Source organism: Niveispirillum fermenti, from assembly GCF_048066175.1.
In the GTDB taxonomy this organism is placed as follows: Bacteria; Pseudomonadota; Alphaproteobacteria; order Azospirillales; family Azospirillaceae; genus Niveispirillum; species Niveispirillum fermenti.
In genome coordinates this window covers 255,055-271,162 of record NZ_JBLTXA010000006.1, presented here as the reverse complement: position 1 = coordinate 271,162, position 16,108 = coordinate 255,055, and the positions used below count along the sequence as shown (strand labels likewise).

Here is a 16,108-nt window from a genome sequence, read left to right as displayed (position 1 = left end):
CCTGGTCTTCGCCGCCCTGATCGCCGCCATCATCGCGTCGACGGCGTCCAAGATCAATTCGGTGGCCACCATCTTCACCCTGGACCTCTATGCCAAGGCGCGCGGCATCAATTCCAAGGCGGAAGCCGGCCGGGGCGGGCATGAAAAGCACCTTGTCCTGGTCGGGCGCATCGCCGCCGCCGTCGCCGTCATCATGGCGCTGGCCACCGCCCGGCCGCTGCTTGCCAGCACCGATCAGGCCTTTCAGTTCATCAAGGAATTCTCCGGTTTCTTCACGCCGGGCATTACGGTGATCTTCCTGCTGGGCCTGTTCTGGAAAAAGGCCAATGAGGCCGGGGCCATTGCCGCCGCCCTGGCCTCGGTCCTGCTATCCTATGCCTTAAAGATCGGGGCGCCGCATATCCCCTTCATGAACCGGATGAGCATCGTCTTCATCGCCAGCCTGCTGCTGGCCGTGATTATCAGCCTGGCCCTGAAAAGCCGGGGCGGCGCCAATCGCATCTCCATGCGGGGCGTGTCGTTTGCCACACCCTCCACCTTCAATATCGCGGGCATCGGCGTCATCCTGATCCTCATCGCCCTTTACGCGACCTGGCACTGATACCAGGTTGCGGTGAGCTGAACTCATCGCAACCTGGCTGGCGCGTTGAGCGCCCGCGCGCTCATGCGCCCATGCGCGCGCGTGCCAAAGCCGCCGGATGGCGGCGCCCGGCGCATGTGGGATGCCTTGATCAGGATCATAGGGTCTGATCAAGGCAGATACGTATGAAATCCTGGCGTCACTGCATCGCCTTTCCCACGGCCGGTCCCGGTGTCGGCAATTTGGCGATCCAGGCCGACAGTTTGGCCGACAGGCGCTTCGTCACGTCCGCGTTTTGCGTGACGCGGTCATCCTGTTCACGCGGATCATCATCGATATTGTAAAGCTCCATGCCCGACCCGTCGGCATTCATCAGCAGTTTCCACGCACCCGAACGGATCGAATAGAGCGGACCGAACTGGGCTTCGGCTGCCGGCCGCGCAACATGCATGTAAAGGTCGGGCCGCTTCATCAGCGGGGAGCCCCGCCATGCCCTGCCAATGTCGATGCCATCCACGCCTTCGGGCGCCGCGGCGCCGGCGATGCGGGCCAGCGTCGGGAACAGGTCAACCGCCTGCGTGACGGTGGTGGCATCCCAGCTACCGGGCTTCACCTGCCCCGGCCACCGGACGATCAGGGGCTGGCGCACGCCACCTTCATAAAGGCTGGCCTTGCGGCCGCGATAGGGACCGGCGGAACCGGGCGTCTGCGCCCCCACCGTCGGACCATTGTCGGAGGTGAAGACGATCAAGGTGTTATCCAGCGCGCCCGCCTGTCGCAGCCCCTCCATCAGGCGGCCGATCTGGGCGTCCATGGCGACCAGCACGGCCAGGAACCGGTCTTCGGCCTCATTCTTGCCCTTGCCCTTCACGGCGGCAATCTGTTCGGCATTCGGCTTCCAGGGCGTATGCACATCGTCCAGCCAAAGCTGGGCGAACCAGGGCCCATCACGGTGACGGCGGACAAAGTCCAGCGTCTTGTCGACAAAGCGCGCCGTCACCTCGGCCCGCGGCGCCCAGTCGATGGGCCCCTGTCCCAGTTGCGCGCTCTGCCGTGCCAGGTCGCCATCAAGATCGTTGGGCAGCAGGCGCGGCCCCAGCCCTTCGAACTGGGTGTAGCTTTCATCGATGCCATAGGCCGACGGCAATGGGGCATCGCCGATATCGCGCCCGCCGCCCAGGTGCCATTTGCCGAAATGGCCGGTGGCATAGCCCACGGATTTCAAGGCACGCGGCAGCACCGGAATTTGCGGATCAAGCCAGTGCGCTTGCCCGAACTGCTCGTTACGGCGGCGATGGGCGATGAAGGTGACAAAGCGGTTGGCCGCCGGAAACTGCCCCGTCATGAAGCCCGCACGCGATGGCGAGCAGATCGGTGCCGCATTGTAGAACTGCGTCATCACCATGCCGTCGCGGGCCAGCGCGTCGATATTGGGCGTGGCCACCAGCCGGTTGCCGGAGATGGAAAGATCGGCAAAGCCCATATCATCCACCAGGATGAACAGGATGTTGGGTTGCCGGACCGCAGGGGATGCTGCGGCCGATAAGGCCGGTGCGCTTCCCGTCAGCATCAGGGCCGCCGCCGCCGCCCCCATGCGCAATGCCGCGCGGCGCGTTGTTCGCCAGGATGTCATGTCGCTCCCCCCGTCTGGTGTTTCCTCGCCTCGACCGGATCAACCGGCCTTGCGCGGCTTTTTCGGCTTTACAGGTTTGGCGGCCGGGTGGGTTGCAAGGATGGCGGCGAGCCGGTCCCGCAGGGCGGGTTCTGCATCGGCCAGATTGCGCGTCTCCTGCGGGTCGGTGACCAGATCGTACAGTTCGAAACTGCGTTCACCGAGGCGCTCGTTGTTCCACCGGACCAGACGGTACCGATCCGTTCGGATCGCCTCTCCCAGCCATTCACCGCGCGGATAGCAGTGATAGGCGTGATCGCGGACCCGGCGCGCCGGATCGGTCAGGACCGGCATCATGCTCATGCCGTCCTTGGGCTGCGGGCCGGACGGTGCGCCCGTCCCGGCAAGGGCCGCCAGGGTCGGGAAAATGTCCACCGTTTCGGTCAACTGACCCGTCACCTTGCCGGCCGCGATGCCCGGACCGGCGAAGATCAGCGGAATGCGCGTTGCCTGCTCGAAATTCGTATGTTTCGTCCACAGGCCATGGTCTCCCAGATGGAAACCGTGGTCGCCCCACAGGACGACGACCGTGTCCTGCGCCAGTCCGCTGCGGTCAAGCTCGTCCAGCACCTTGCCGATCTGCCGGTCGACATAGGTGACGCTGGCATAATAGCCGTGGATGAGCGTGCGTTTCAGTTCATCGGGGAAATCCTTGCCGGCGACCCCGGCGGGAACCTCGCGATAGGCCTCGATCTCACCGCCGACCTTGCCCGCATAGCGCGGCGCGCCCTCCGGCAACTGCTCAAAACTTGCCAGAGGCAGACGGGCGGGATCGTACATGTCCCAATAACGCCTGGGCACGGAGAAAGGCAGGTGCGGCCGGGCAAAGCCCACCGCCAGAAAGAAGGGCTGGCCACCGCCCTTCAGCGCGCGCAGCCTGCCGATCGCGTAATCGGCCGTGCGTCCATCGGCATAGGCATCATCGGCAACGTCGGGCTTTTCCCACGCCGCACCCTTGGCCAGCGTGCGGGCATAGGCAAAGGGATCGCCATCGTCGCTGGGAACCTCCTCGAACAGGGCCTCCTCCTGCGTTGGCAGGCCGCCGGTGCTGGCTGTCTCCACATACTCGATCAGCTTGTCCTTATGGTGCGGCACGGACCAGCCGGCCTTGTCGTCCTTGGTGCCATGGCCGATATGGTACACCTTGCCCATGCTTTCGGTCCGGTAGCCCGACGCCAGGAAATGTTGCGGCATGGTCACGGCATCGGGCAGGTAGTCGCGCAAGTTCATGCCGAAATCATAGATGCCGGTGGAGGTGGAGCGCGAACCGGTCATCAGATTGATCCGGCTGGGCGCACAGACGGCCTCGTTCGCATAAGCCGCATCGAACCGCGTTCCACGCGCCGCCAGACGGTCCAGGTTGGGCGTGATCGCCATGCGGTCGCCATAGGCGCCGATCAGCGGCTTCAGGTCATCGACCAGGATCAACAGGATATTGGGCTTTTTGCCTGTCCTGGCGTTCACCGAACCGGTGGCCGCCCTGGCTATGCTGCCCGTGCAGCCACTCAACAGCGCTCCCGCCATGGCAGAGCCCAGCAAGCGCCGGCGTGTCACGTTGCACATCCGCGTCCCCCTTTTCACTTTCATTCTTGCCCCGAAACATAAGCCTAATAAATCTGATTAATCAAGTCACGATGCAACGCTACAGTCACAGGTCGTCATTCTGCGCATAACAGGAACACGCAAACTCATTCTGGCGTCGCGCGCACCGATCCTGCAGAGGAGCAGGACTTTGCCGTATGCCGACCCTGCGGGGCTCGCCGGTATCCTTGATACGGTGTCATGGCGATCGATCCGGTGTGCGGCCATGGCGCAAGGGTATGTCAATTTGTGTTAAATCATATTATTGCCTTGCTGACCGCTATATATCATATTATTGAGATAGATAATTCAAAACCAAATTTGGGAGGCAACTAAAGTGCGCACCACGCATCGTGCCCGGTTGGCCGCAACCACTTCGCTTCTGGGGCTGATGGCGGTCACGCCCGCCTTGGCACAGAACGCCGGGAGCTCAAGCCCCAGCGCCACCGGACAGACCGCGGTCATGGAAGAAATCGTCGTTTCCGGCATCCGCGAGAGCCTGGAATCCGCGCAGGCATTGAAGCGTCAATCCGATCAGATCATCGAGTCGGTGGTGGCCGAGGATATCGGCAAGCTCCCTGACGTGACCGCGTCGGAATCCCTGGCCCGTATCACGGGCGTCCAGGTGGAGCGCAACAACGGTGCCGCCCAGGGGGTCCGCATCCGCGGCCTTCCCGATCTGGCCACGACATATAATGGCCGTGAGATGTTCACGGCCGGCGGCCGTTTCGTGCAGTTGCAGGATTTCCCTTCCAACAGCATCGCCAGACTTGATGTATATAAGTCCGCCAGCGCCAATCTGCAGGAGGCCGGGCTGGCCGGCCTCGTGGATGTCCGCTCCCGCCGGCCCCTGGATTTCAAGGAGGACCGCGTCGCCGGCGGCATCAGCCACCTGCACTGGTACCAGGCCCGGCAGAATGGCATCGACGCCAATCTGCTGGTGAGCAAACGATGGGAGACCGGTATCGGCGACATGGGCTTCCTGGTGGAAGGCGCCTATGCCGACACGAAATTCATCGATTCCTCCCGCGCTGTCAGCCAGACCATTTCCAACCGCCGCCTGACCCCGACGGCCGATCCGATCCGCTATCCTACCTTCGTCAATATCGACTATGTGACGGCCAAGCGCTGGCGTCCCAATGCCGCGACCGTCTTCCAGTGGCGTCCCCGCACCGACCTTGAATTCTATATCGATGGTCTGTTCCAGGGATACCGCAGCAAGGGTGGCGGCCGTAATCTGAATGTCGGCACGGGCGATCTCGCCAACCTCACCGATATCGTCCTCTTCCCCGACAGCAATCTGGTCAAGAGCTTCACGGCCACCGCCGGCGCCACGCCCAGCGGCGGGCAGGGTGTGGTCGACGGAAAGACCGATACCTACCAGACCGGCAGCGGCTTCATCTGGCATGGCGATGACCTGCGGCTTACCGGCGATGTCGCGTTTACGGACTCCACCTTCACCACGACGAATTTCCGCGCCAATTACACCTTGCGGTCACAGCCCAACCGGTCGTTTGATTTCGACACGGATGCCGGTGTCGGCGGCGGCACGGTCACCTTCACGAATTTCGACCTGACCGACCCCAACAATTATCGCCTTACCGGGCTGGCGGAGACCGGAGACCGCACGCACGGGCGTAGTGTCCAGGCCCGGATGGATGCCGATTATGCGCTTTCCAGCCCGTGGATCAGCAATCTTCAGGTCGGCATCCGCTACAATACACAGGAAAACGAAGCCTATAATTTCTCCCGCAACGGCACCGCGCCCGCCGGACAGTTCTATCCGCTGCTGCCGCTGGAATACTCCATGGTGCCGCCTGGCTTCCGCGGGGATGATGCCACATCGATCCGTACCTTCCTGACCCCGACAACCGGAAGCCTGACCGCACATGCGGACGATCTTCGCGCACTGGTGAATGTTCCTGCCGGGCGCCCGGCCTGGGGCGACGCGATCTATGAAGGGGAGGAGCAATCATACACGGCCTATCTCCAGGCCCGGTATGATTACGAGATCGCCGGCATGCCGATCGACGGTCTGGTGGGATTGCGCGCGGTGCGAACCGAGAACGCTGTCACCGGCACCGCGCGTTCCACCGAACAGGGGCCCGGCGGACAGGTTGTCGTGGTCCAGCCGGTCACGCGCAAGAACGCCTATAACGACTTTCTGCCCAATGTCAGCGCCCGCCTGCGGATGACGCCGGAACTGCAATTCCGCACCGCGTTCACCAAAACCCGCACCAAGCCGGGTTTCGGCGCGCTTGATCCGTCGCTGACGATCAACCTGCCGCCGCCGGTCTGCATCGCCGATCCCGCCGTGCCGGAAAACGGCCCCAATCATCCGGACTGCGTTCGTTCCGCCTCGGGCGGCAACCCCGACTTGAACCCGGTCAAGGCGACCAACTACGACGCATCCCTGGAATATTATTTCAGCCGCTCCGGCGCCATCACGGTCGGCGTCTTCCGCAAGGATATCACGGGGTTCATTTCCAACTTCACCACCGAAGTGCGCGACCCCGAGTTCAACCGCCTGAACGTCAACCGTCCGGAAAATGGCGGTGAGGGCCGGATCCAGGGGATCGAGGCTGGTGCGCGAACCTTCCTGAGGGCGCCATGGCTGCCCAACTGGCTGGAGAATGTCGGCGGCATGGTCAATTATACCTATCTTGACCATGCGTCCGAACTGGCACCGGGGCTGGCGGCGACCCTGCCCGGCAAGCAGCCGATTGCCGGCGTCTCCGACCATGTCCTGAACATGTCGGTATTCTATGACACCCGTCCGCTGTCGCTGCGGGTTTCCTACAATTACCGGTCCAGCTATGTCGTCAGCTATGGCCAGGTCCAGGATCCGGCCCTGGGGGCCAATGTGCTGGGGCCGACCCTGCCGGTTAAGGAGAATGGGCGCGGCACACTGGATTTCTCCGCCACCTTCAGCCCGGTGGAGGACATCACCCTTTCCTTCAACGCCACCAACATCCTGCACACCCCGACCCAGAACCGCCGCACCTTCAACGCCCAGGGCCAGTCCTATCCGTGGCAGACCCGGTTCCTGGAAAGCGTCTATCGCGTCGGCATGCGGTTCCGCCTCTGACGAGGCCTTGTGTTCCCGCCCTGGATGATGGCATCGCAGCCATCATCCAGGGCGTGTTCTTTCCAGGTTGTACCAACTTGCGATGAGTAGAACGCATCGCAAGTTGGTCCGGCGGCGACTGCCACAGCACCGCTCGTGCGGCGCGCCCGAGCCAACGAATGTTGGCGCCGGCGATTGAGAATGATGTTCGGGGTCCTGGATGTGACCCTGCCGCCGCCACTGTTCGCCGGCGGCGCGAACGCCACCCCAGCGGCAAGCGGCACCGTGGAAGCCAGCAGCGATTTCAGAAAGGCACGTCGCCCCAGATCGCCACGCGCATGATCCTTCAAGATGTTCATCATTCCCCCGTTTCCTGAATGGCAGGGGCCGTGCAGCCTCTCATCCTTGCCATCGCGCCATGACAGCATGGCTTGACGGCAAGGAGCCATTTCATCATCATATATATCATATTTATTATGACCGTTGCCCGGGGAATCTGCATGTTTTTCGCCGCACGCCGGAACCGTGAAACGGGCAACCGCCCGGCCCACATCCTTTGTCTGGTGGGGTGCCTGCTGGCCACGCCGCCCTCACCGGCCCAGCACAAGGTTGTGGATGACATCTTCCTGGACCACCCGTCGATGGACCGCAATGCCACGACCCTGCCCACCGCCGATGCCAGGCCGGTGCAGGCGATCTTCCGCGAGCGTGCGCTTCAGGACGCCTCATTGGCCCGCGCCGTTGACGGCACCCTGTTCCTGACCGGCACACCCCAGCGGGACGGTCCCAAAGACGGTTTCCGTCTGTGGGTGTCAGCTGATGCCAAGCAGTGGCGGGCACTGGGGGCCGTCCATGCGCAGGGACGCCGGCTGCTGTCGCCGGAGGTCGCAATCCGGGGGAATCGGCTGTACCTGACCTTCCAGGACCAGGATGGCTGTGCCCGCATCGCCGTGGGGCGGGTTGCCGAACCGACGGCACCTTATCAGGAAAGCCCCTGCCTGGTGGAGAATGCGACACATCCGTCGCTGTTTATCGACGATGATGCCGCCTATCTGTTGTGGGAGGGCGGCATGATTGCCCGCCTGACCCCAGATCTACAGGCACTGGCGGAGCCCCCCCGCTTCCTGAAACCCGATCCGTCCCTGTTTGGCCAGTTGCCGGAGGGGCAGGACTGGCCCGTCCGGTCACGGATCGGTGAAAAGGGGGCGACGATGTTCAGGGACGGCGACCGCTATGTCGTCGTGGCCAGCGAGGTGACGGGCCGCATGCGGGCCCCGACGGAGGACGTGTTCATGGCCACGGGTCCGACACCCTATGGCCCCTTCAGCCGGCGTTTCCTGGCGGTCCCCCATGCTGGCCGCATTTCGGTCCTGCGCGACGCGGATGGGCGCCTGTTCGCCAGTTACAATCCGCAATGTGCCGATCATCTGGCCCATATATGCGAGCAGGTCGGCCTGGTCCCGTTGGACCGGACGGAGGGCGGCCGGTTGCGGCCGGCGGCATCGGTGCTGACGGAGAACAGCCCCGTGGCCCATGCCAGGCCGGCCCTGCCGGAAACCGCGATCCGCGATCCTTCCGTGACGATGGCGGCGGACGGGACCTATTATCTGGTGGGCACCACCAGCCGCAACCGGGAGGCCGACGGTGTCCTGGCGCTATGGCGGTCCGACGACCTGCGGGAATGGACGCAAACCAGCCTCCGCTTCGATCGTGACGGGCTTGGCGTCACCTTCCGCAATCTGGCTGCCCTCTGGGCACCGGAAATCAAATGGGTGGCACGGGACCGTACCTTCTATCTCGCCTTCTCCATGATGGAACGCGACGTGGGTGGGCGGACCTGGCTTTACCGCAGCCTCTCCGGCCGGGCCGAGGGACCCTATCGGAATGTCGCCAAAGCCAATCTTGTGACCGGCATCGACGGTTTCATCTTCGAGGATGGGGACAATCTCTACCTGTTATGGGGCGGTGGCCATCTGGGCCGGCTGAATGCCCGGCGGGATGGGTTCGAAGAACCGCCGGTCCGACTGCTCGATACCGACGGGGAGAAGGTGGGCTATGAAGGCAATGGCCTGATCCGGCTGGGCGACACCTATTTCATCACGGGTGCCGAATGGAACGGCCCGCTGCGCACCCATGGCACCTACGACATGATGTATGGCGCGGCCCGCTCGGTGCTGGGGCCCTACAGCAAGCGACAGGTGGGGGCGCCCCATGCCGGACATGGCACCTTGTTCCAGGACCGGGGCGGCCAATGGTGGACCACCATGTTCGGCAACGATGTCACCGCCCCCTATCGCAAACGGTTCGGCCTGGTGCCTCTCCGGTTGGATGAAGGACGGATCATGGCGGATCATCCCTGATGATCCTTGCCCGCACTCCGGAAACTGGACATCCTCAGGGCGCCAGATCAGGGGCGGTACAATTTCAATGCCCCGCCGTTGCGCCGCTCGTGCAAAATAGTATCAAATCGGGGGTGAGCTGCTGAGGCGATCGAGGCATTTGGCGACAGCAAACAGGCATGCCTCTCGCCCCTTGGCCGCGGCGAACTGTACCGACAAGGGCAGCCCCGTATGGGATAGGCCGGCAGGCAGGACGATGGCTGGCCAACCTGTCAGATTGAAGACGGTTCGGGCCTGCAGGCCGTATCCCCGGGTAATCGCGTCGTCGTCGTCGAACCGGGCCGGGACATCCATGCTGCTGGCTGTCATCACCACATCGCAGGCCGCGGCAGCCTCCGTCAGTGCATCGGTCAGCACTGCCTTCTCCACACGCGCCGCGTCCAGTCGGCCGGCCTCTATGCCCAGGCCCGGCAACAGGGCGGCGCGGGTGCGGGCGGCGAAAATTCCGGGTGCGTTACGCAGGCGGTCGGCATGGATTGCGGCGGCTTCGGCCTGCATGATCGTCAGATTGGCGGCCGCGAACCGGGTCAGTGCCGGAACGTTGATCCCGGTGACGATGCAGCCTTCCGCCGACAGGCGATGTGCGACATTCTCCAGTGCTGCCGCCACCTCTGGTGTCGCCGGAATGTCGCGTTCATGGAAGTGGCGGATGAAACCGATGCGTAACCCCTGGACCGACGGCAATGGGGGTACAGGATCGCCGGACAGGACGGAGAGCAGCAGGAGCGCGTCGGCCACGTTGCGGGTCATGGGGCCGGCATGGTCGAGGCTGGGGGCCAGCGGGAACACGCCGTCCAGCGGCACGGCGCCGTAAGCGGGCTTCAGTCCGACAATGCCGCAGCCGCTGGCCGGATTGCGGATCGATCCCGCCGTATCGGTTCCGATGGCGGCGGGCATCAGGCCGGCGGCTACCGCTACGCCCGACCCGCTGCTTGACCCGCCGGGGTGGTGATGGCGGTTCCAGGGATTGCGGGCGGGCGGGAAGGGCAGATCGAAGCTGGGGCCGCCGATGGCGAATTCGTGGGTCGCCAGCTTGCCCATGATAATGGCGCCCGCCATCCGCAGTCGCGAAACAAGCGCGGCATCATGCCGGGCGATATTGCCCAGCATGAAACGGGAATGGCAGGTGGTTGGCTGGCCTGCGACATCGATGATATCCTTGATGCCGATGGGCACGCCATGCAGCGGTCCCATCGGCCGCCCGGCCTTCAGTTCCGCCGTGGCGGCTCTGGCATCTTCCAGCACCTGCCGGCGATCCAGATGCACGATGCTGTTCAGCAGCGGGTCAACGCGATCGATCCGGTCGATCAGCGCTTCCACCAGCCGCAACGGCGTCAATGTTCCCTGGCGATACGCGGCCTGGATGCCGCCAATATCCAGCCAATGCGGGTCGATGACGGCCATGGCGGTCAATCATCCAGCGCCTGGCCGCCATCGGCCGCCGGAGCGAACAGCCGCGTTGTAGTGAAGTCCAACCCGACCGGCGCGCCCACGACCGGTGCGTCGGCGACCGCCACACGAGCGGTCAGGGTGCCGCCATCCTGCCGGTCGATGAGCAGCAGCGATGCATCGCCCAGGAATTCCACGGCGCGGACCCGGCCCTGCGCCATTGAGGCGGCGGGCCCGGTCAGCCGGATGGCTTCCGGCCGCACGCCCAGAATGGCGGGTCGCGTCATGTTGCTGTCGGCAGGCACGACCATACCGGGCGCCGTGAACACGCCGCCGGACAGTTGGCCATTAATGAAGTTCATGGGCGGCGCCCCCAGGAAACCCGCCACGAACAGGTTGGCCGGGCGATGATAGACATCGGCCGGTGTGCCGATCTGCTGGATACGGCCCTTCTCCATCACCACCACCCGGTCGGCCATGGTCATGGCCTCGACCTGATCATGGGTGACATAAATGGTGGTGATGCCCAGGTCGCGCTGCAGGGCGCGTAACGTGGAGCGCATGGTGCCACGCAGTTTGGCATCCAGGTTCGACAGGGGTTCGTCCATCAGAAACAGTTTGGCCTGGCGCACAATGGCGCGGGCCAGGGCCACGCGCTGGCGCTGCCCCCCCGACATGGCAGCGGGGCGGCGTTCCAGATAGGGGGTCAGTTCCACCCGCTCGGCGGCTTCCGCCACGCGCCGGGCGCGTTCCGCCTTGGGAACACCGGCCAGCTTCAGCGGATAGCCGATATTCTCCGCCACCGTCATATGCGGATAGAGCCCGTAATTCTGAAAGACCATGGCCACGTCGCGGTCGCGCGGCTCCAGATGGGTGACGTCGCGGCCATCAATGCGGATGGTGCCGCCGGTCGGTTCGTCCAACCCGGCGATCATTCGCATGGTCGTGGTCTTGCCGCAGCCGGATGGGCCCAGCAAGACAAGGAATTCACCGTCGGCAATGTCCAGCGACAGCGGGCTGACAGCCGTGACCGCGCCCCAGCTCTTGGCGATATTGTCCAGATGGACGGTGGCCATGTGTTTCTCCTCTGCCGGGTCGGCCGGATCAGCGTGACGAACCTGCGGTGGACCCGCCGGTGAAATGTTTCTGGATCAGAAGGGCAAGCCCGATCATCGGCAGCATGACCAGCAGGCCGGCGGCTGACAGGAAGTGCCAGAAGTCCCCCTCGTCGGTGGTCAGCATGGACAGCGCGATGGGCAGCGTCACCGCATCGCGCGAGGTCAGGATCAGGGCGAACAGGAACTCGTTCCAGGCCATGATGAAGCAGAAAATGGCCGTGGTGATGATGCCGGGCAGGGCCATGGGCACCACCATGTCGCGGATGACGCGCAGCGATGCGGCCCCATCCACGCGGGCGGACTCCTCGATCTCGATGGGAATGCCGTCGATGAAACCCTTCAGCATCCAGACTGCGAACGGCATCATCATGGCCACCTTGATGGCGACCAGCGCCGTCCTGGTGTCGAGCAGGCCCAAATCGCGGAACAGCAGGAAAAAGGGCAGCACCACGACCACCGAGGGCAGGAACTGCGTCGACAGGAGCGCGAACAATATCAGCCGCTCGCCCGGCAGCCGGTATCGCGACAGGCTGTAGGCGGCCAGGAGGGCCAGCGGAATGGTGATGATCACGGCCCACAGCGCCACGATCAGGCTGTTGGCCATCTTGTGATAAGCCAGGAAGGGCGCATCGGCGATGGCGCCGAAATTATCCAGCGTCGGCGTGAACAGGATGCGGAGCTGGAAAATGTCGACCAGCTGCTTGAAGGCGCCGGACGCGATCCAGATGACCGGCAACAGGATGGCGAAGGCCATGAAGGACAGGAACAGGCCGCGCAGCAGCGGGGTCGCCTGCGGGCGCCGTGCTGCCGGGTTGGGACGGGTGATCGTGGCCATCAGCGTGCATCCCGTTGGCGGGCGGAGGATTGCAGCAGGATCTGCCGCGTGTAGAAGAAGACCAGAGCCGCCATCGGCAGGACCAGCAGCCAGGATAGGGCGGATCCATAGCCCAGGTCATAGAAGCGCATGCTCTGGGTATAGATGTAATGGCTCAAGGTCTGGGTGGCATGGCTGGGGCCGCCATTGGTCAGCAGAAAGACCTGATCGAACATCTTCAGGCAAAAGATGGTCTTCAGCACCATGGCGACCAGCAGCACCGGCTTCAGACAGGGCAGGGTGACGTCGCGGAACACCTGCCACGGCGTGGCGCCATCGACGCGCGCCGCCTCCTGCGCCTCCCGCGGGACGGTGCGCAGCCCGCCCATGATCATCATGGTCATGAACGGGAACCAGCCCCAGGCATCGCACAGGATGACCACGACAAGGGCGGCGACCGGATCAGCCAGCCAATCCACATGTGCCAGTGGTTCCCAGACCAGGCCCAGCAGCGCCGGCACCACGCCGAAATCGGCGTTGAACATGTAGCGGAAGGACATGCCGATCAATGCCGGGCTCATGGCGAAAGGCAGGATCAGCAGCACGCGCATCAGCCTGGTGGACCGGCCCGGCACTGACAGGGCCATGGCGAAGGCCAGCGACAAGGCCGTGGTCAGGATCACGCTGGACAGCGTGAACAGGCCCGTGACCATGGCCGAGTTCCAGAATAGCGGGTCGGTCAGCGCGCGTTCATAATGCGCCAGCCCGATGAATTTGGTCGGTCCCGGCGCCCGGTTCAGGCGCCAGACGAACAGGCTGCCCATCAGCGATTGCAGCAGCGGAAAGGCGGCCAGGGCCATGACGATGGTCAGGGCCGGCGCCACCAGCAGATATTTCAGTTTCTTTTCGATCCAGCCCATGGCGTCACCCGTCGATGTCCAGGCCGCCGCGGCGCAGCGTGGCGGTTACATCCCGCTGCGCCCGCTCCAGCAGCCGGTCGATATCATTGCCGTTGGCGGCGCGCGTGATCATGTTGGACAGCGTCTCGCCGATCTCCGGCCAATCGGCTGTCTGTGGACAGACGCGGCCCGTCTCCAGCGCCTGCGCGGCCAGCGCCAGCGTGCCGCCATTGGCGGCGCTGATGGCGGGATCGGCCAGGTTGGCGCGCTGCACGACGATGTTATTGTCCAGCGCCTGCCCTGAAACCTGCTTTTCCATGGCGTTGCGTCGTTCCAGGTCCGGGTCGGCCAGCCATTTCAGATAGGTCCAGGCCGCTTCCTTGTGCCGGGAGTAACGGTTGATCGACATGGGGAAGACATTGGCATAGGCGACCGGGGGCCGTCCCGCCGTGGCCGCCGGCATATTGGTGAAACCGATCTGGTCCGGTGTCAGGACCGACCGTGACCGGTCCATGAACTGTCCGATATTCCAGGACCAGAGCGGCGACATCGCCGCCTTGCCCTGGGCGAAGGAGATGGCGGCATCCTTCTCCACGAACGATACGGCGCCCCGGTTGGTGATGGTGTGGCGGCGATGCAGGTCGATATAGAAACGTGTGGCTTCGGCGACCACGCCGCTGGTCAGCAGGGGCGTGCCGTTGGGGGCGAACAGGTCGCCGCCGGCACTCCAGATCAGGGACAGCCACACGAACAGGTTCTGCTGGCTGCCATCATTGCCGTAATACAGGTTCAGCGGCGCCACGCCGGGTTCGGCCTGTGCCAGAACCTTGCCGGCCTGGACCACGTCGGCCCAGGTGGCGGGGGCCGGCAGTCCGTGCCGGTCGAACAGGTCGCGGCGGTAATAGAAGGTCTGCGCCGCACCACGGACGGGCAGGCCGGTGATCCGGTCGCCATCACGGCAGGCGGGATGGAAGGCCGCCGGATAGCGATCCAGCCCCAGACCGTCGCGGGTCATCATCTCCGTCAGATCGGCATACCAATAGGCATTGGCCGGTCCCCAGGCATCCATGTAGGTGACGATATCCACCGTGCCGTCATGGGCGACGCCGACGGCCGACACCTTCTGCTGCAGGTTACGGAACGGGGTGGTGAGATACTCCACCTCGATGCCCGTGGTGCGCGTGAATTCCGGCGTGCGCAGTTCCAATCCCCGGAACTGTGACGCCGCCACGACCATCACGCTGATCCGTGACCCGGCCAGCGCGCGGCCCCGCCGGGGCAGGGCGGCCAGCATTCCCGCCGCCAGCCCGCCGGCCAGCAGGCTGCGCCGGCTCGGGCCCTCTTTTGTCCCCACCATCCCATCCTCCTCCCCCACGGGCCCGGCCGGTTACACGCCCAGCGCGTTGACGGGGGCATGCACCTGCATCAGCACGGAGATTTCATCCCAAACCGTCCATTCCTGCACGATCAGATCGCCCTCGAAACGGAAATGGCTCATGCCCAGGATGGAGATCGGGTTGCCGCTGGGCGAGCCGAACATGCCGTTGCCGGAATGGGTACCGTTCAGTGTCCAGCGCACCGCCGCGATATAGCCGTCGGTTTCCTGCACGTCGCAGAAATGGTCGAAGCTGATCGAAGCGTTGGGCATGGTGGCCAACAGGCGGATGATCTGCCAGGTGATGCCGTTCAGCCCCTGGATGTCCCGACCGGGGGCCGTATGGACATAGGCGTTGGGGGCATAGAATTCCTTCAGCCGGTCCAGGCGGCGGGCATTCCAGATCTCATGGAACATAACACGCAGCCGTTCTTCCGCCGACACGCTGGTAGCCGGCAGATAACGGGAGGTGGGCAGGCGCTGGCCGGGCTCGCGCTCCGTCAGGCCATGGCGAACGGGATCGCTGCCGCGGGCCACCTCCGCTGCCGCCATCTTCCTGGCCACCTCATGCGGGTCCAGGCCGATCTGGCGGACCAGGGCGCCGTTGTCCCGCACCAGCCATTCCCGGGTGATGCGGTTGGCCACCGATTCACAATCGGCAATATGGCGGATGCTGACCTTGCGGCCCGTGGCCGGGCCATAGGCGGACGGACCCAGATTGGTCATCCGGCTCTGGCCCAGATGCGAGGTGTAGAAGCCCTTCCGGTCATCGCCACACCAGGCCACATTCACCAGACGGGAGGAACGGTCCGGGAAGGACTGCATCATCTGCAAGGTGCTGGCCACCACATCATCCACCCCGGAGGAAGTGCCGTAGGGCGTGTGAACCAGGCAGGCCGGATCGTAATGATCATAGATCAGGCCGATGCCCTTCTCCGCCCAGATGCGATGAGTGCAATAGGCGATATAATGGACGATATCGGAATAGCATTCCTGATAGCCGTTCAACGATTGCCGCCGATCCGTCCGCGGGCTCAGCAATTCGTTGATATCGATGTGCCGCACCCGCGACACGCCGTTCGTGGCGCTGGCTGTGGCCCCGCCCGGGATGCCGCGCGCCAGCGCCGTGGTTGCGGGTTTGGCCACTGCCTCTTCTCCGTCCGCCATAGGTCGTTCCTGTCGATGGGTCGGCATCGCATGCCGTGGAGAGGGAC

12 protein-coding genes are annotated in these 16,108 nt (G+C 64.3%); 3 read left to right on the top strand and 9 right to left on the bottom strand.

Annotation, left to right across the window (positions count from 1 at the left end; translation table 11 throughout):
- Positions 1–601 (top strand): sodium:solute symporter family transporter (locus ACM9LZ_RS09030; RefSeq protein ID WP_416619056.1); only part of this gene is annotated, 601 nt, incomplete at its 5' end.
- 178 nt (positions 602–779) lie between these two features.
- Here ACM9LZ_RS09030 and ACM9LZ_RS09025 read toward each other — a convergent pair.
- Both ACM9LZ_RS09025 and ACM9LZ_RS09020 read right to left on the bottom strand, forming a co-directional pair.
- Positions 780–2,213 carry a sulfatase-like hydrolase/transferase gene (locus ACM9LZ_RS09025; protein ID WP_416619055.1) on the bottom strand — a complete coding sequence of 478 codons (1,434 nt, stop codon included), beginning with the start codon at positions 2,211–2,213 and terminating at the stop codon, positions 780–782.
- Between the two features lie 39 nt (positions 2,214–2,252).
- Positions 2,253–3,806: a sulfatase gene (locus ACM9LZ_RS09020; protein WP_416619054.1), complete on the bottom strand. Its 1,554-nt coding sequence runs from the start codon at positions 3,804–3,806 to the stop codon at positions 2,253–2,255.
- 490 nt (positions 3,807–4,296) lie between these two features.
- Here ACM9LZ_RS09020 and ACM9LZ_RS09015 point away from each other — a divergent pair, with 490 nt between their 5' ends.
- Positions 4,297–6,921 (top strand): TonB-dependent receptor, encoded by a 2,625-nt coding sequence (locus tag ACM9LZ_RS09015; protein ID WP_416619053.1) that lies wholly within the window; start codon positions 4,297–4,299, stop codon positions 6,919–6,921.
- Here ACM9LZ_RS09015 and ACM9LZ_RS09010 read toward each other — a convergent pair.
- On the bottom strand, positions 6,891–7,262 hold the full coding sequence (locus tag ACM9LZ_RS09010; protein ID WP_416619052.1) for a hypothetical protein: 372 nt from the start codon (positions 7,260–7,262) through the stop codon (positions 6,891–6,893). The genes ACM9LZ_RS09015 and ACM9LZ_RS09010 overlap by 31 nt on opposite strands.
- 138 nt (positions 7,263–7,400) lie before the next feature.
- On the opposite strand from ACM9LZ_RS09010, the gene ACM9LZ_RS09005 reads away from it, so the two are divergent.
- Entirely contained in the window at positions 7,401–9,260 is a 1,860-nt protein-coding gene (locus tag ACM9LZ_RS09005) for a family 43 glycosylhydrolase (RefSeq protein ID WP_416619051.1), read from the top strand.
- A 102-nt stretch (positions 9,261–9,362) separates the two neighbouring features.
- Here the strand turns inward: ACM9LZ_RS09005 and ACM9LZ_RS09000 are convergent, their stop codons facing one another.
- The 6 genes from ACM9LZ_RS09000 to ACM9LZ_RS08975 are packed head-to-tail and all read right to left on the bottom strand — an operon-like array spanning position 9,363 to position 16,040.
- Entirely contained in the window at positions 9,363–10,703 is a 1,341-nt protein-coding gene (locus ACM9LZ_RS09000; RefSeq protein ID WP_416619050.1) for an amidase, read from the bottom strand.
- Between the two features lie 5 nt (positions 10,704–10,708).
- Positions 10,709–11,764 (bottom strand): ABC transporter ATP-binding protein, encoded by a 1,056-nt coding sequence (locus ACM9LZ_RS08995; protein ID WP_416619049.1) that lies wholly within the window; start codon positions 11,762–11,764, stop codon positions 10,709–10,711.
- A gap of 28 nt (positions 11,765–11,792) precedes the next feature.
- Positions 11,793–12,641 (bottom strand): carbohydrate ABC transporter permease, encoded by an 849-nt coding sequence (locus ACM9LZ_RS08990; RefSeq protein WP_416619048.1) that lies wholly within the window; start codon positions 12,639–12,641, stop codon positions 11,793–11,795.
- Positions 12,641–13,540, bottom strand: coding sequence for a carbohydrate ABC transporter permease (locus ACM9LZ_RS08985; protein ID WP_416619047.1), 900 nt, complete (start codon positions 13,538–13,540; stop codon positions 12,641–12,643). The genes ACM9LZ_RS08990 and ACM9LZ_RS08985 overlap by 1 nt, the downstream gene beginning before the upstream one ends.
- Positions 13,541–13,544: 4 nt before the next feature.
- On the bottom strand, positions 13,545–14,876 hold the full coding sequence (locus ACM9LZ_RS08980; protein ID WP_416619046.1) for an ABC transporter substrate-binding protein: 1,332 nt from the start codon (positions 14,874–14,876) through the stop codon (positions 13,545–13,547).
- Positions 14,877–14,906: 30 nt separating this feature from the next.
- Positions 14,907–16,040 (bottom strand): ester cyclase, encoded by a 1,134-nt coding sequence (locus ACM9LZ_RS08975; protein ID WP_416619045.1) that lies wholly within the window; start codon positions 16,038–16,040, stop codon positions 14,907–14,909.
- Between the last annotated feature and the right edge of the window lie 68 nt (positions 16,041–16,108).

Bases quoted from the DNA above. Each gene is read 5' to 3' on its own strand.
- ACM9LZ_RS08980 (WP_416619046.1), bottom strand. From the start codon at position 14,876: ATGGTGGGGACAAAAGAGGGCCCGAGCCGGCGCAGCCTGCTGGCCGGC.
- ACM9LZ_RS09010 (WP_416619052.1), bottom strand. From the start codon at position 7,262: ATGATGAACATCTTGAAGGATCATGCGCGTGGCGATCTGGGGCGACGT.
- ACM9LZ_RS08985 (WP_416619047.1), bottom strand. From the start codon at position 13,540: ATGGGCTGGATCGAAAAGAAACTGAAATATCTGCTGGTGGCGCCGGCC.
- ACM9LZ_RS09015 (WP_416619053.1), top strand. From the start codon at position 4,297: ATGGAAGAAATCGTCGTTTCCGGCATCCGCGAGAGCCTGGAATCCGCG.
- ACM9LZ_RS09000 (WP_416619050.1), bottom strand. From the start codon at position 10,703: ATGGCCGTCATCGACCCGCATTGGCTGGATATTGGCGGCATCCAGGCC.
- ACM9LZ_RS08995 (WP_416619049.1), bottom strand. From the start codon at position 11,764: ATGGCCACCGTCCATCTGGACAATATCGCCAAGAGCTGGGGCGCGGTC.
- ACM9LZ_RS08990 (WP_416619048.1), bottom strand. From the start codon at position 12,641: ATGGCCACGATCACCCGTCCCAACCCGGCAGCACGGCGCCCGCAGGCG.
- ACM9LZ_RS09025 (WP_416619055.1), bottom strand. From the start codon at position 2,213: ATGACATCCTGGCGAACAACGCGCCGCGCGGCATTGCGCATGGGGGCG.
- ACM9LZ_RS09005 (WP_416619051.1), top strand. From the start codon at position 7,401: ATGTTTTTCGCCGCACGCCGGAACCGTGAAACGGGCAACCGCCCGGCC.